Source organism: Denitrificimonas caeni (assembly GCF_027498055.1).
Classification (GTDB): domain Bacteria; phylum Pseudomonadota; class Gammaproteobacteria; order Pseudomonadales; family Pseudomonadaceae; genus Denitrificimonas.
Window position 1 is genome coordinate 1,234,338 of sequence record NZ_CP114976.1, and the last position, 14,427, is coordinate 1,248,764.

8 protein-coding genes and 1 tRNA gene are annotated in these 14,427 nt (G+C 46.5%); 4 read left to right on the forward strand and 5 right to left on the reverse strand.

Features of this window, described 5'->3' with window-relative positions; all coding sequences use genetic code 11:
- Positions 1 to 84: 84 nt before the first annotated feature.
- The 5 genes from O6P33_RS05895 to O6P33_RS05915 all read right to left on the reverse strand — a co-directional run bounded on the left by O6P33_RS05895 (position 85) and on the right by O6P33_RS05915 (position 6,236).
- The gene (locus tag O6P33_RS05895) at positions 85 to 1,920 is read right to left on the reverse strand and encodes a DUF262 domain-containing protein (protein ID WP_269819277.1); all 1,836 of its coding nucleotides are present in this window, start codon (positions 1,918 to 1,920) and stop codon (positions 85 to 87) included.
- The gene (locus O6P33_RS05900) at positions 1,917 to 3,251 is read right to left on the reverse strand and encodes a restriction endonuclease subunit S (RefSeq protein WP_269819278.1); all 1,335 of its coding nucleotides are present in this window, start codon (positions 3,249 to 3,251) and stop codon (positions 1,917 to 1,919) included. Before O6P33_RS05900 ends, O6P33_RS05895 begins: the two co-directional genes overlap by 4 nt.
- On the reverse strand, positions 3,244 to 3,579 hold the full coding sequence (locus tag O6P33_RS05905) for a Fic family protein (RefSeq protein WP_269819279.1): 336 nt from the start codon (positions 3,577 to 3,579) through the stop codon (positions 3,244 to 3,246). The genes O6P33_RS05900 and O6P33_RS05905 overlap by 8 nt, the downstream gene beginning before the upstream one ends.
- Positions 3,579 to 5,972 carry a type I restriction-modification system subunit M gene (locus tag O6P33_RS05910; RefSeq protein WP_269819280.1) on the reverse strand — a complete coding sequence of 798 codons (2,394 nt, stop codon included), beginning with the start codon at positions 5,970 to 5,972 and terminating at the stop codon, positions 3,579 to 3,581. The genes O6P33_RS05905 and O6P33_RS05910 overlap by 1 nt, the downstream gene beginning before the upstream one ends.
- Positions 5,973 to 6,159: 187 nt before the next feature.
- Positions 6,160 to 6,236 (reverse strand) — tRNA-Met (locus O6P33_RS05915).
- A gap of 174 nt (positions 6,237 to 6,410) precedes the next feature.
- On the opposite strand from O6P33_RS05915, the gene O6P33_RS05920 reads away from it, so the two are divergent.
- The 4 genes from O6P33_RS05920 (at position 6,411) to O6P33_RS05935 (ending at position 14,370) form a co-directional block, all read left to right on the forward strand.
- On the forward strand, positions 6,411 to 8,900 hold the full coding sequence (locus O6P33_RS05920; protein ID WP_269819281.1) for an insulinase family protein: 2,490 nt from the start codon (positions 6,411 to 6,413) through the stop codon (positions 8,898 to 8,900).
- Between the two features lie 447 nt (positions 8,901 to 9,347).
- Positions 9,348 to 10,490, forward strand: a complete 1,143-nt coding sequence (locus tag O6P33_RS05925) for a porin (protein ID WP_420094979.1) — start codon at positions 9,348 to 9,350, stop codon at positions 10,488 to 10,490.
- A 144-nt stretch (positions 10,491 to 10,634) separates the two neighbouring features.
- Positions 10,635 to 11,807 carry a nitric oxide-sensing protein NosP gene (gene nosP, locus O6P33_RS05930; protein ID WP_269819473.1) on the forward strand — a complete coding sequence of 391 codons (1,173 nt, stop codon included), beginning with the start codon at positions 10,635 to 10,637 and terminating at the stop codon, positions 11,805 to 11,807.
- Positions 11,740 to 14,370, forward strand: a complete 2,631-nt coding sequence (locus O6P33_RS05935) for a PAS domain-containing hybrid sensor histidine kinase/response regulator (RefSeq protein WP_269819283.1) — start codon at positions 11,740 to 11,742, stop codon at positions 14,368 to 14,370. Before nosP ends, O6P33_RS05935 begins: the two co-directional genes overlap by 68 nt.
- Positions 14,371 to 14,427: the final 57 nt, after the last annotated feature.

Genomic DNA, 14,427 nt, shown 5'->3' on the forward strand with positions numbered 1-14,427 from the left:
GTGATGCGATTACCTAGCCTAATCTAATCATAAATTGATTTGATTAGATGAGCTAATCGCATCATCGCGTACCTTTTCTCACGCCTAGTACAGCGTCCAAATCTTCTTGCTAATCGCTTGATACAACGCTTGGCGCTCTTCTAAATCGTGTTTTTTAAATTCATCATGGGGTTTAAAAGGCAGCCCATGATCGGTAATAAGTTTTTTAAAGTTTGGATTGTTTTCATACGCCAGCGGGCAGAGTGATTGAACCAGCAAATTCTCTTTAATGTAGTGCTGTTTTTTTTCGCTATAGGGTTTGCCGCCATACGATTGATTGGTACCAGAAGGCAGCAACACCAAGCCACCTAAGCGGTTACGGTATTCTTCAAAGTCATTTTGCTGCTCAAATTCGTCTTTAAAGGCATCAAAGTGATTACTCCAAATGTGCTCAACCTCGTAAGGCTTGCCTACACCCTTATGGTAATAGTTTATGAAGTTACTGCTTTGCCCTGCAAGTTGGTCAATATAGCCTGAAATGCGCGATAAAAGGTATTTAACAAAACGCTTGTTCTGGCCATGTAAGCGAAAGTTTTGAAACTTATCCCAGGTTTCATCCATGACATCGAGCTTGCCTTGTAAAATGGCTTTTAACTCATCCAGCGGCTGGTCGCGTAATTCTTTTACTAAGCTGTACATGGTGTAGCGAATTGAGGTTGCACCAAAGGCTCTAAAGTTTATGGAGCGACGCACACAGAAAATATCAATGTATTTAGCAACGGTGTTAATTTTCTGGTTGGCTAATTCCATACTGTCGCTAGGCAACAAAGCTGCTAGCAGTAAAGGGTCTCTTAAAGACGCGGCGATACCCCACTGCTGAATGTAATGCACAGACTCCAAGCCCGGTACTAACGACTCTTTGGCCTTGGCAATTCGTAGGTAAGCGTCTAGGTAGTACTTGAAGTGCTGGTTAACAAACTGGTTAAAATCTTCTTGGGAGTCTTTATCTAAACCGACTAACTTTAAGTTATCGCGGAACCAGTTGTGAAAGCGTGTACCAATTTTTTCAAAGTCTTCGTTTTTAGAGCCTGCCTGTCCCTGACGAATAGTGACGGCATATTTAGCGCGCAAAAAAGCTTGAATAAAGCGTTGGTCTTCTTCTTTATCCAATTCTTGCAGGCGAGTAATGGACTTTTTCCAAAAATCGTTGGTGCTTTTACGCAAGGCATCGTCTTTAAAGCGCGATAACAAATAGCCTTTTAACATCTCTGTGGGTGTTAGGTTTAAACCACGGTCGTTCATGGTTTCAAAAATGGTGTAAGCGTTCTCATCGGAGTAGGCCAAAATCTCCACCAGCACCACACGCTCTTTAAACCAGTCGATAAAAAACGGCAGGGCTTGAGCATCAATTTCTTTAGGAAAGGCATCGGCAATATCGCTGTAGCGCTCGGCCATATTCACCGTTGAGGCATCGGCGTCTTCTGGCAGCGTATATTCGCCTTCTTCAAACAAGGCTTGCAAACAGGCTGTGCGCTCAGGCACGTCAATGTTGAAGGATTTTTTGCCAAACTTCTCCGAGAAAATCAGGCTTTCAATCGACTCGTTGACGCCATAATCTCGCTGCAAATTGTTTAAGTACACCAAAATAAGCGTTAGCGATGTCAGGCGCTGCTGGCCATCAATAATGCTGCGCATACCGCTTTTTTCGCTTAACACAAACGGCCCTAGGTAATAGCTGTTGTAGTTTTCTACCTCTGAGCGCTCATGTTGTGGCTGGTATTCATTTAAAAAAACCGTGGTTAAATCCGTAACCAACTGCTCAATATGTTTTTGCTGCCAACTGTACTCACGCTGGTAGTAATCCACCGTGTATTTGCTTTTGTCCAATACCTCAACAATGGTACGGTCTTTGGCTTCAATTTTATTTTCTAAACGACTCATATAGCTTTCTTACCTTCGGCTGCTTCAGGAGCTTGCCAATGACGTACATCGATTTTGCCAGTAACAGCTGCGGAGATTAGAGCTGTGCGGCGTTCTTTCATTAGAGCAATCATAGATAGGGCTTTGCTCTCTAAAGCCTCTATCTTCTTTAAATTATCAAATATAAAATTTGCAATTTCTTTCTGCTCATTTGTCGGCGGGCATGGTGCTAAGAAATCATAGAATGCTTCTGTTGGTAGGCGCCAACGACCGATATGTGCCGCACCTTGTCCAAAAGGAAAAAAGAGTTTATTAATATAGCCCATTTGCAAAAAACATAAGAAAAATTCAGGCTCTGAGTTTTTATCTTCCAAAGTAAAAACTCGATAATCTGGGCTTGTCACTCCATCAAATTTTGAAACATCTACAAAGCCTGTTAACAAGTCCATGTGATTCATTGCAAAATCCCCTTTTTTAACAATCTGGTATTTTGAATAATCCATCGAAAGCTGCCCATCTCCACTTTCAATATCTTTAACCTTTATGCCTTTCTGAGTAATTGAAAGAACATCGTGGCCTAACTCACCTGAAATTCTTTTTCTGATTTTAAACAAACTTTTGAATCGCTTAACACACCAATGCGCCGGCACTTCTCCTAACCACTCCACACCTGAATCACGCATAGGGGCGTTAGGGTTTAGGCCTTTAGTGACGGCATGGCTAATAACGGCTTGGCGTTTTTCTTTTAGCAGCTGGATAAGCTGTTGTTGCTTATCGATCAGGGTGTCGATTTTGGCGGTTTCGTGATCGAGGAAGCTGGCGATTTTTTCTTGTTCTTCGTACGCTGGTAACGCGTAGATATAATTCGCAAGAGTTTCCGACGGGACGCGCCTTAAACCTCCTGCTCCAGTCATCGCGCCAATAGCCAATTCCATAAAGCCGTCTTCTTGCAGACGATAAAATAAAAATCTGTTGTTCGTCTTTTCATTGACCCGAATAGGATAAATCTCAGAAGAACCAAAGCCTATTTGATTGATTAACCCTTTAGCGATAGCAATATTCTTGTTTTCAAAACATGGCGTAACCTTAGCCATTAAAATATCGTTATTTGCAAAGTAGGTGTAACCATCGTAAACATCACCGATCTGTCGGATCTCATCCAATACGATCGAGTTTGTCTTAAGCTTTTCCATAGGAATAAAGCTGCACATCTGTTGACGATCTACACGCGGTTTTTTGGGTGTTATTTCTGCTACATATTTAATTCGAGTCAACTGCCAATGCTTGGGAATCTCACCGAGCAGCCTATTACCAGAATCCTTATATTCCGAATACGCCTGATACTTACTCATTTACACGCCCCTCTGCATACTCACCCTGCGCAGTGTAAAACTGTTGGTTAGGGCTGGTGGGCTTGTCCGGCAAGGTGCGCAACAACTGACCGCTGTCCAGTAGCGGGTTTAAAATCTCTTTTCTAAAGTGCTCACGATCTTTCAGGCCTAGGTGTTCTTGAATTTCCGCACGGCTTTTAGCTTGCTGGCAAAAAGCTAATACCTGCTCCTCGACTGACTCAGCTTGCGTGGTGACTTGCGCGGTGCTTGCTGGCCACATGCGGGGTAGCTTGCGGGGTGCTAGATCGGCAGCAACTTGCATGGTGGCATGCGTGGTCGACAATAACATTACGAATGCACCTCTTGCAGCAGCGCCATAATCTCCGCCGACACCGCATCCAAATCCGCATCAATCTCAGCTAAATCCCGTGGTGGCTGGTATTCGTAGAAGTGGCGGTTAAAGGGAATCTCGTAACCGACAATGCCAATCTGCTCGTCTTTCGCATCTTTCTTACTGGCATCGATCCAAGCATCCGGCACATGGGGCTGTACTTCTTTTATAAAGTAGGCTTCGTTGAGGGCGTCCACGCTTTGGCTTGGATCTAGCGCGACGTTTTCGTTATCGCGCAGCTCGCTGTCGGGCTGGTATTCGATGGTTTTGCCGTTGACATCAAACAAGCCATACAGCGGGTTAGGTTTGGCTTTATGGACTTTCTTAATCACTTTCTCGGCGGCTGGGTTTTTCCAACTGACGGCGGCGGTGATCAGTTTGAGCTCGCGGGTAGCGATTTTTAAATCTTGGGCTTGCATGGCGGCTTTAACTGCAGCAGCGTAGCCGTTCATATCGTCGTGCTGTGCATTGCCAATTTCTGCTTGCAGTTGCTTGGCCTGTTGCATCAGTTGCTTGCAGTCCAGCCAGGTTTTACGCTCCAGCAGCTCTTTGATTTTGGCTTCTTTTAAATCGCTGAAGTTGGTTTTGATATGGCCACGAATCTCGATGGCTTGCTCGTCATTAAAAACGCCGTAATGTTCGCATTCTGGGTTGTCGCTCCAGTTCTGCCCGTAGCTGTCGTACACCCACTGCATTGGCGCATTGAGTTGCTTGTCATCAAAGCGCAGTTCGGCAATGCGCTCGTCACTGAACTGGTAGCTTTCCCGCAATGGCCGCTCGATGGTGATGCGGCGGTAACCAAAAGCGTGGTTGTCGAAAATCTTGCTGGCAAAGGTTTTCGCGGTTTCAGCTTTGGGGTTAGCTGACTGGCGGCCACGATTGCTTTTAACATCAGCAGGCTTATCTAAATCGCGCGCTTCTTCTTCAGTAAAGGCACCAAAGCTGCGAATGATGGTGGCGATATCGGACTCGCTCATTTCATTGCGTTTGCTGCCGAGGGATTTGCGCATTTTGCTGTACAGATTGACGCCATTGATCAGCTGCACCTTGCCTTTGCGCTCGGCGCGCTTTTTATTGGACAGCACCCAAACATAGGTGGCGATGCCGGTGTTGTAGAACATGTCGGTGGGCAGACCAATAATGGCTTCCACCAAGTCGGCTTCTAATAGATAGCGGCGAATTTCGGATTCACCCGAACCTGCACCACCGGTAAAGAGTGGCGAGCCGTTGAGGATAATGCCGATACGTCCACCGGTCGCTCCCGGCGTCCTGCCTCCCGCGACATTCGTACCTCCTTGTACATCGCCTTCCTGGCTATCACGCAGCTTGCTGATCAGGTGCATTAAGAACAATAACGAACCATCAGAAACTCGCGGCAAGCCAGGGCCAAAACGACCGTCAAAACCTTTCAGGGTATGTTCGTCTTTAATGCTGGATTCAATCTTTTTCCAATCCACACCAAACGGCGGATTGGACAGCATGTAGTCGAATTTATCGGCGTAGAGCTGGTCGTTGGATAAGGTGTTGCCCAGTTTGATATTGGACACATCTTGGCCTTTGATCAGCATGTCGGCTTTACAAATGGCGTAACTTTCTGGATTCAACTCTTGACCATAGGCGCGCATCACTGCTTGCGGATTCAGTTCGTGTACGTACTCCATGCCCGACGAGAGAAAGCCGCCGGTACCTGCAGTAGGGTCATAAATAGTGCGGATAATGCCGGGCTTGGTTAGGGCATCGTCATCCTCCATAAACACCAAAGCGGTGGTGAGGCGCACGATATCGCGCGGGGTAAAGTGCTCTCCGGCGGTGTCATTGGAGCTTTCAGCAAAGCGGCGGATTAACTCTTCAAACACCAAGCCCATGTCATGGTTGGACACGGCCTTGGGACTGAGGTCGGTTTGACGCACGCGCTGCACGACCTTAAACAGCAAATCAGCATCATTAAGCTGGCCTAAAAACTCGGCAAAGTTAAAGTACTCAAAAATCTCTCGGGCATCTTTAGAGAAGCCTTGGATATAGCTTTCCAGATTGGACTTAATGTCGTCTTGCCCCAACTTGGAGAGATCCATTTTCGAGACGTTATAAAAGCTGAGCGTGTGGCCGTTGATTTGCGTTGCTCTGAGCAGCAGCTTTTCTTGCGCCTCTTCCGGCAGATTCATCGGCTGAATCTCTGCATATTTAGCCAGCACTTGCGCTTTACTGGCTTCCAGTACGCCTTCTAAGCGACGCAATAAAGTGAAGGGCAAAATAATGCGGCCATATTGGCTTTGTCTGAAGTCGCCGCGTAATAAATCAGCGATCGACCAGCAATAAGAAGCGAGGTTATTTGCAGTAACTTTATCCGTCATGTTGTTTTCCGTGATAGAGAGGCAAGGGCCTCAATCTATAGTCGAGCCGTAACCAGCCGCATCAGCAAAACATTTTTATAGGACAGGTGCAAAAACACGTAACAAGACTGATAGGGCAAGGGTCACAGGAAAGCTAGATACAAAAAAGCCCCAAACAATTGAATGCTTGAGGCTTTATTGATGAATCTGGTTGCGGGAGCAGGATTTGAACCTACGACCTTCGGGTTATGAGCCCGACGAGCTACCAGACTGCTCCATCCCGCGCCGATAAGTATACGCAGATTTTGCGAGCTGTCAAAACCTATTTTGGAATCAAGTGTTTAGTCGATGGTGCTGTACAGCTTTGGTATGTGTTAAGCGCGGCTTTTATAGCTCTAAAGTACTGTTGCTCTATTGCGTCAGGTTATTGATTGTGTAGTTATTGGCTCAGAGGTATCTATGCAGCGAACACACACCGATCAGCAACCCATATGGCAAACAACTTTAGGCGAAGGCTGCCAGTTGACAGTATTGCAGACTGCGCAGGCTCAACAGGCTGCGGTAGCATTAAGCTTTGCCGCTGGCAGTCATCATGAACCTGCTCAATATCTAGGAATGGCGCACTTTTTAGAGCACTTGGTGTTTCGCGGTAGTGAAAAGTATGCCGCAGATGACGGTCTAATGGCGTTTATTCAACGTCACGCTGGTCAAGTTAACGCACAAACCCAAGGTCAACAGACGCTATTTCATTTTCAGGTAGATGCACCTTTATTGCAGGATGCTCTTGCGCGGCTGGTTGATATGTTAACAGCGCCACTGCTCAGTTCAGAGCTATTGCGCACTGAGCGGGAAGTTATTAATGAAGAGTTCGCTTTGTACTGTCGAACGCCACAGGTCTTAATGGATGCGGCGCTGGCCCCATGTTTGTTAGCAGAGCACCCTTTGCAGCGTTTTTATGCTGGCAATCGATACACTTTGGATATTGAGTCGAAAGACTTTGCTCAAGCTTTGCACGGGTTTCATCAGCGGGCTTATTTACGCAGCGCATTAAAGATAGTTTTAGTGTTGCCGCAACCTTGGGAGCTTTGGCAGGCAGAGCTACTCGACACTTTAGGCCCGTTAGCCTGTACTCCACGTAATTTATCTGTTCCGAGCTTACCTAAATTACAAGTGGAGAGGACTGCCGCAGTACGGCTTAGTTTGCCAATGAATGAGCGGCATTGGGTTTTGCATGTGCCTATTAATCAGGCAGGACTAGGCTTGGCTGAGTTGGCAGAAAAAACTCAGCATGCACTGGCGTTGAGCACGGGGCAGACATTCTTAAACATTGCGCGGCAGCATGGGTGGTGTACTGACATTAGCGTGCGAGCTTCCTTTAGCGCTCAAGAACAAGGAGTGTTGAGTATATATTTCAGGGAGACCAGTGGTGAGCAGGCAGCTTTGTTTGAGGCTTTTATCCAGTGGATGCAGCAGTGGCAACAAGTGTTACAGAGCCCACCTCAGCAAGTCTATGAGCAGCAAGCGCAAGCCAACCGTTGGTTGTTAGCGAGTCCCTTGCAACAAGCACAGCAGGTATTGGTTCACGGCTGGCCATTGCAACAGGGAATTTCAGCGAAGTGTTTAGCTGCCTTGGATGCAGTACTGGGTGCGTTAACGATTGGTGCTGTGGTGCAAGTGCAAGCAGGGCCAGAAGCCGTCAGTGGGCACTATGATTATGGTTTGCCATTGCAAGTGCAGCGAGCAGAAGCACTATCGGCGAATGTAGCGAAATCCGCTATAGAGTTTGATTTTACTCGTGAAGTAAATACAGCAATTGAGCGATATTCAGCGGCAGAGGAAGAGACAGTAATATTATCTGGGCAGCTCCTAGCAAGACATCAGGCCGCCTTGTGTCATTATCAGCCACCCTGTTTACCGGATACTGTGGCGGTGTGTTATTGGGGGTGGGCGGTGGCCAATGCACAAGTGCTGGCGCAATGCTTAGCGCAGCATTTGGCAGCTGTTTCTGAGGTGCTGAGCTACAACGCTGTGGATTGGCAAACTGAGTGTACACAGAGCATGTTATTTATTCGCTTGAGTGGCCCCGCAAATTATTTGCCTGTGGCGGCCAATCGGTTGTTAACTGCTTTAGAAGCGTCGTTTGTTGTTCAGCCGCAGCAGCCCAGAGCACCTTTTGCCTTGCGCCGTCTCTTGCAAAGATTACCTACGGCTTTGGCTGGGGCTTGGCCCGTAACAGAGGCAGACTCGATATCTATGCTGGCTTTGGCTGCTCAGCCGCAGTCCGCGCTTTGGTTGGGTGGCACAGAAGCCAGCTTACAGGCTTTGGAGTTACGCTTTGCTAAGCGCTTGCAGCCCATTGGCTCGGCTCCCGAAAGTGCAGTTGCAGCCAGTGGCTGGCAACAGATAGCAGAAGGCAGTGCAGGGGAGGCGTTGTTAGTCTTGTATATACCTCTGCCTGCCAGTAAATGTGCTGCTAAAGATCGATTGCGCCTGCTTAATCAGGTTGTTGCCCAATATTTACAGCAGGCCTTACAATATTATTTACGTGATGAGAAAGGGCTTTGCTATGCAGTATTTGCCCAGTCCTATGCGCAAGGGGATTATGAAGGGCTTACTTGTGCAGTGCAGTCCAGTAAGGTTGGTGCAGCACGCTTACTGGCAGAAATCAAATACTGCTTAGCGGACTTGCTGCAACGTTTGGCCAATGATTGGGCAGGTTTAAAGGCTGATTTGGAAGCCCTAAAAAACCAGTTAGCACAAGGTGATTTGGGCTACGAACAGCTTAGCGTTATCTTATTCCGTCATTGGCGTGAGCAGCGTTTACACACAGGACTGCTAGCTGAGGTAGAGGCTCAGCAACAGCTGAGTTTTGAGGTGTTTGCTGAGTATTGCCAAGCGTTACAAGATACTCAGAGGTGGCTGCTCTTAAGTAATCAGCCCAGAAATTAAAACAGCTTCAATCACCGTTCTAGGTGAATATTTAACTGCTCTAAAATCGAAACATAAAAATTTTACTGGCGCATGGAAAAGTCGAGTCGGCTTTTGCATGCGCCTTTTTTGCTTTCTGCAGATTTTTTTGCAGCAGATATCTCTCCAAAGGCTTGCCTCTAAAGCATTGTTTTTGTTCTTGAACTCGTTTTTAAAGGGTTACAGAGGGAGCGGAGATGTAGTTCAAGGTTGATCTTCTTTGCCCCTTAGGTATGGCGACTCATGGGCTGTTCAAAACCAGTCTAAAGAGCAGGCCGCTAAGTTGCATGCGTTGTCCACCAAAGCTGCGTATGAGCGAGGTGCATAGCTTCTAATAATCAGTACCGAAGCGACTGATAGGTCAGTTGTCCCGTTTCTGTGGAGAAGACTATGTATAAGAATAAAATCGCCAAACACATTTTTGTGCCAATGGCTCTAGCTGGAGCCATTGCTGCAGCCAGCAGTTCAGCCTTTGCTGAAATTGTTTTATATGACCAAGACGATACAACGTTTTCGACTGATGGTTATGTGAATGCTTTCTATGTGAACAGTGACGTTGATCGTGCTGGAGACCAATTCGATCGTCGTCAGTCGCGGGTAAAAATGGGGTTTTTACCGAACTATATTGGTTTCAATATGAGTAAAAAGATTGATGGTCTGCAGTTGGGTGCGCGAGCATCATTCTGGGTGACCATTAACGACAGTGATGATAATGGAACTGGTACAGACATCGATGTACGGCAGTTTTACGGTACTGCTGCAGGGGAGTGGGGTGAGGTATTGATCGGTAAGGACTTCGGTCTGTTTGCCCGTTCCAATATACTTCTCGATGAGATGCTGGCGGGTTATGGTCAAGTGAGTGATACCCTCGGTTTAGTCGATGGTGGCGGTGTTTCGTTTGGTAATATCGGCAGTGGCTACCCATATCCTTTCCCTACTTCACAGATCACCTATCGCTCTCCAGTTATGAGTGGTTTCCGTGCTGCAGTTGGTATTATGGATCCAGTTGATACCAATGATAAAAGCGCGCTGGGTAAGGCGTATCAAAAGAATCCTCGTTTTGAGTCTGAACTGACCTATCAGTTTGATGTGTCCGGAGTGCAGATATATTCATGGCTCAACGGCGCCTATCAAACCTCAGAAAACACCGATAGCAGCGTTAAAAATATAACCTCAAAAGGCTTAGGTTATGGTGTGCAAGCTAAAATGGGCGGTTTTAGCGTAAGTGGCTCAGGCTTTAATGCAAAAGGTATAAATCCGTTTTTTACCAATAACGTTGGTAATGCCGTTTTACGTGATGTCGACAGCAGAGGATATTTAGCACAAGGCTCCTATCGCTTTGGTAAAAATCGTGTGGCTTTGAGCTACGGTAAAACTAAAGACGATGGGAATGGTGTTGTTGCCACCGGTGCAAACTATGAAACCCGTGGTGTAGCGTTCTTTCATGATGTCAATGACAACCTGAAGCTTGTTGCTGAATACAATCAGTTTGAAATTAACGGTCATAAGGGCAATAAGCTGAGCAACGAAGACACCGATACTTTTGCAGTGGGTGCAGTTATAACGTGGTAAGTTTTTAGTCCTAAACAAAAAACCAGAGGCCACCCAGCTTCTGGTTTTTATGTTTACTACTTTAGTAGGTGCAACTTGCCACTCAAAGGGTATGGGTTTCTTGCCTGATGTTTTTACAATAGAAACATAACAGGTAGGTGAATGATGAGTATAGAGCAGTTGCCATTGGACAGTGAGGGGGTCATCACAGCGGTCTCTTTTGCGCAGCAAGCAGAAGACGTTGCTCAGGATTTAGCACGGCAATTGATTAACCCGCATTTGGGTTTTGTTTTGTTTTTTTGTTCGGCTAAATATGACTTAGCTGCTTTATCGCAAGCGCTTGAAGCTACCTTTGGAGGCGTCTCTTTGGTGGGCTGCACTACCGCAGGCGAGATCAGTCAAGAAGGTTATGGCCGTGGTTGTATCAGTGCCATTGGTTTTGATCACCGCTACTTTTCTATTGCTAGCGTGCTGGTGGATGAAATGGAGCGCTTTACCTTATATGACGCTCAAAAGTTAGTCGAAAACTTAGTAAATGAGTGCCGCAGTAATGCTGTAGCACCGATTAAAGATCACAGTTTTGCTTTAACGCTACTTGACGGATTATCCAGTCGTGAAGAGGTGGTTTTGGGCGCGCTCAGTGCCGCTTTGGGCAGTATCCCTCATTTTGGTGGTTCCGCCGGTGATGACAACCATTTAACCCGTACCCATGTGTATTACTGCGGCCAGTTTTATAACGGTGCAGCCGTTGTAGTGCTGATCAATACGCTTTTGGACTTTGAGGTTTTTACTACACACCACTTACAACCTTCTACTGAAAAACTAGTGATCACCAAAGTGGATAGTGATTCACGGCGGGTGCTGGAGTTTAACGCTGAGCCGGCTGCTCTGGAATATGCCCGCTTAATTGGGCGGCCGGTAGAAACACTGGATATGCATACTTTTGCCTGTTATCCGCTAGCGGTGAAAATCAGTGAAAACTATTACCCGCGCTCTATTCAGCAAACCCATGAAGACCATAGTTTGACGTTTTATTGTGCTGTGGAAAACGGCATTGTTTTAACTGCCATGCACACTACCTCGTTGCTGGATAATGTGAATCATATCTTTGCGGGGCTCAATCAGCGCCTGGGAGAGCCTTTAATCACTATTGGTTGTGATTGTTTTTTAAGACGCCTAGAAATCGATATTAAAGGCGGGCAGACGGATATCGAGCAGGCTTTGCAGGCGCAAAATGTCATTGGCTTTAACACCTATGGTGAGCAGTTTAATGGTATGCATATCAACCAAACCTTTACTGGGGTGGCAATTGGACGAGCAAAATATCGCGCAGGTTGATTTAGCTGCTCAGGTGCGGACTTTGCAGCATGAGAACCACAAGTTACGGCGTGTTAATGCGGCCTTAATTGAGCGGGTAGAGTCTGGTGCTGCGCAGCACTCTGAGTCCTATACTGCTTTTCGTCATTCTGTAGTGTTAGCTGAGCAAGTGCGTGAGCGTACCGATGCTTTAAACCAAACTATGGCGGATTTAAAGCATAGCAACACCTTGCTTAGTGATGCACGCCATACAGCTGAAATTGCCCACCAGCATCTCATTGATGCCATTGAGAGTATTAGTGAAGGGTTTGTACTTTTCGATAAAGCACAGCGTATCGTATTGTTTAACCAGAGATTTAAACGCTTCTGGGATAAAAGTGTGTATCGCATTGATGTTGGCACCAGTTTGCTTGAGGTGAAAACCTTTATTGAAGGGACAGGGCTGGTCGTTGAAAAACAGCGCAGTAGCCGACAAAGGGTGCTGTACCGTTTGCGTACGGGGCGCTGGTTGCAAGTAACCGAACGCCCCACCCAAGAAGGGGGCTTGGTGATCCTCTACACTGATATCACTGAGCTTAAGTACAGAGAAGCCCAGCGTCGTGAGCAAGCTTTGGCGCAGAAAACACGCTTGCTGCAGCAGACCGTTGATAACCTGTCGCAAGGTGTAGTTATGGTCAATGCGCAGGGTGTTTTAGAACTGTGGAACCATCGTTTTCTTGAGCTGTGTGACCTGCAACCCATTGAAGCCAATAGTACTTATGCCGAAGTGATGAAAGGCAATGGGATACTAACGCCGGATAGCATGGATGAGCAAGGCAAGCCTTTGCTGCAAAAAGAACAGCGTCGCGCGGATGGGCGGGTGATAGAAATTCGTGCGCATCCATTACCTAATGGCAATTTTGTTAATACTTTTACTGATATTACTGAGCGTTACCATCATGCGGAAGTTTTGCGTAAACGTGAAGAGTGGATTCGTTTAATTACGGACCATGTGCCTGCGATGATTGCGTATGTAAAAAGTGACTTTACCTATGAGTTCACCAATAAGGTGTATGAGCAGTGGTATCGCTGGCCACGGGATAGCATCTTGGGGCGTAGCTTGCGGGAAGCGCACAGTGATGAGCATTTTTTGCGTTTGCAGCCCTATATTAATCGCTCTTTAAAAGGGGAGAGTCTGACCTTTGAAGTAGCTGAAAGCAGTGTGTTGGGTAAGAAACGCTTTATGCAGCGCTCTTATGTGCCTAATCGGCAAAGTAATGGTGATATTGCAGGTATTTTTGTCTTAGTGCGTGATATTACAGAGCGCCGACAGACTGCTGAAGCCTTGCATCAGGCTTACCAAAATTTAGAGGTACGGGTGCGTGAGCGCACGGCAGAGCTGACCTTGCTCAATAGTCAGTTAGTGTCTGAAATAGATGTGCGCAAGCAAACAGAAGCGCATTTGTTGGAGGCCAAGCGTGAAGCAGAAGAAGCTAATTTATCCAAGACCAAGTTTTTAGCAGCAGTGAGCCATGATTTGCTTCAGCCATTAAATGCTGCGCGCTTGTTTGCAAGCTCGCTGGCTGAACATCCGAATCCATCTCGTTGTTTGAATTTGATTAGAAATATCAGTAACTCCCTCGATGATGTAGAAAGTTTATTAGGTACTTTAGTGGATATTTCCAAGCTGGATGCTGGAGTGATTAAAGCTGATACCTCGGTGTTTGCAGTGCAGGACTTGTTAGAGAACTTGGCTGCTGAGTATCAGCGAGTGGCACAAAGCGTAGACTTGCAGTTCAATTTTGTTGCCAGCTCGGTGCTTGTGCATAGTGACATTCATTTGCTCGGACGTATTTTGCGTAACTTTTTAAGTAATGCCTTCCGTTACACTGCGACAGGTCGCGTATTATTAGGCTGTCGTCGTTACCCAGGCTATGTCTCTATCCAGGTTTGGGATACGGGAGTAGGTATTGCCAAGGATAAGCAGGGGGAAATTTTCCAAGAGTTTAAGCGCGGTGATAGCCAAGGACTTAAGCAAGATCGCGGATTGGGCTTGGGTTTGGCTATTGTGGATAAGATTACTCGGATTTTAGGTCACAGTGTGCATGTTGTGTCGCAATCCGGACAAGGCTCAATGTTTTCGGTGGAGGTACCTTTGGCTCGTGTGGGCCAATCACCTAAAACAAGTGTAATGGAAGCGCCAGTTTATCATTTAGACCGATTGCGTGGTGTACGAGTTTGGGTGCTCGATAATGATTTGGCAATTTGTTTAGCGATGCAAACGTTGCTGGAAGGTTGGGGGTGCTTGGTGACCACGGGGCTTTCTGAGGAGGACTTGGCTGAGCAGGTTGGTGGTTTTGATGCGGATGTGGACTTGTTAATAGCTGACTATCATTTGGATAATGAGGTGAATGGTGTTGATGCTGTGATCAATATCCACCGGCAGCGCTCTAAACCTATTCCTACGATGATGATTACTGCTAATTATAGTAATGAGCTTAAACAGCAAATGCGTACGCTGGGCCATACTTTGCTGCATAAACCGGTTAAGCCAATGCAGTTAAAAACGGTTATGAATCATCTGTTAGAGCGCAGCGGTGCTTAACTTTATTTTTAGATAAAATAAAAATAGCGCAGTACTCGAGTTGAGCGCTGCGCTGTG

Excerpts from the sequence above, each read along its gene's own strand:
- O6P33_RS05895 (WP_269819277.1), bottom strand. The coding sequence starts at position 1,920 with ATGAGTCGTTTAGAAAATAAAATTGAAGCCAAAGACCGTACCATTGTT.
- O6P33_RS05900 (WP_269819278.1), bottom strand. The coding sequence starts at position 3,251 with ATGAGTAAGTATCAGGCGTATTCGGAATATAAGGATTCTGGTAATAGG.
- O6P33_RS05905 (WP_269819279.1), bottom strand. The coding sequence starts at position 3,579 with ATGTTATTGTCGACCACGCATGCCACCATGCAAGTTGCTGCCGATCTA.
- O6P33_RS05910 (WP_269819280.1), bottom strand. The coding sequence starts at position 5,972 with ATGACGGATAAAGTTACTGCAAATAACCTCGCTTCTTATTGCTGGTCG.
- O6P33_RS05920 (WP_269819281.1), top strand. The coding sequence starts at position 6,411 with ATGCAGCGAACACACACCGATCAGCAACCCATATGGCAAACAACTTTA.
- O6P33_RS05925 (WP_420094979.1), top strand. The coding sequence starts at position 9,348 with ATGGCTCTAGCTGGAGCCATTGCTGCAGCCAGCAGTTCAGCCTTTGCT.
- nosP (WP_269819473.1), top strand. The coding sequence starts at position 10,635 with ATGAGTATAGAGCAGTTGCCATTGGACAGTGAGGGGGTCATCACAGCG.
- O6P33_RS05935 (WP_269819283.1), top strand. The coding sequence starts at position 11,740 with ATGGTATGCATATCAACCAAACCTTTACTGGGGTGGCAATTGGACGAG.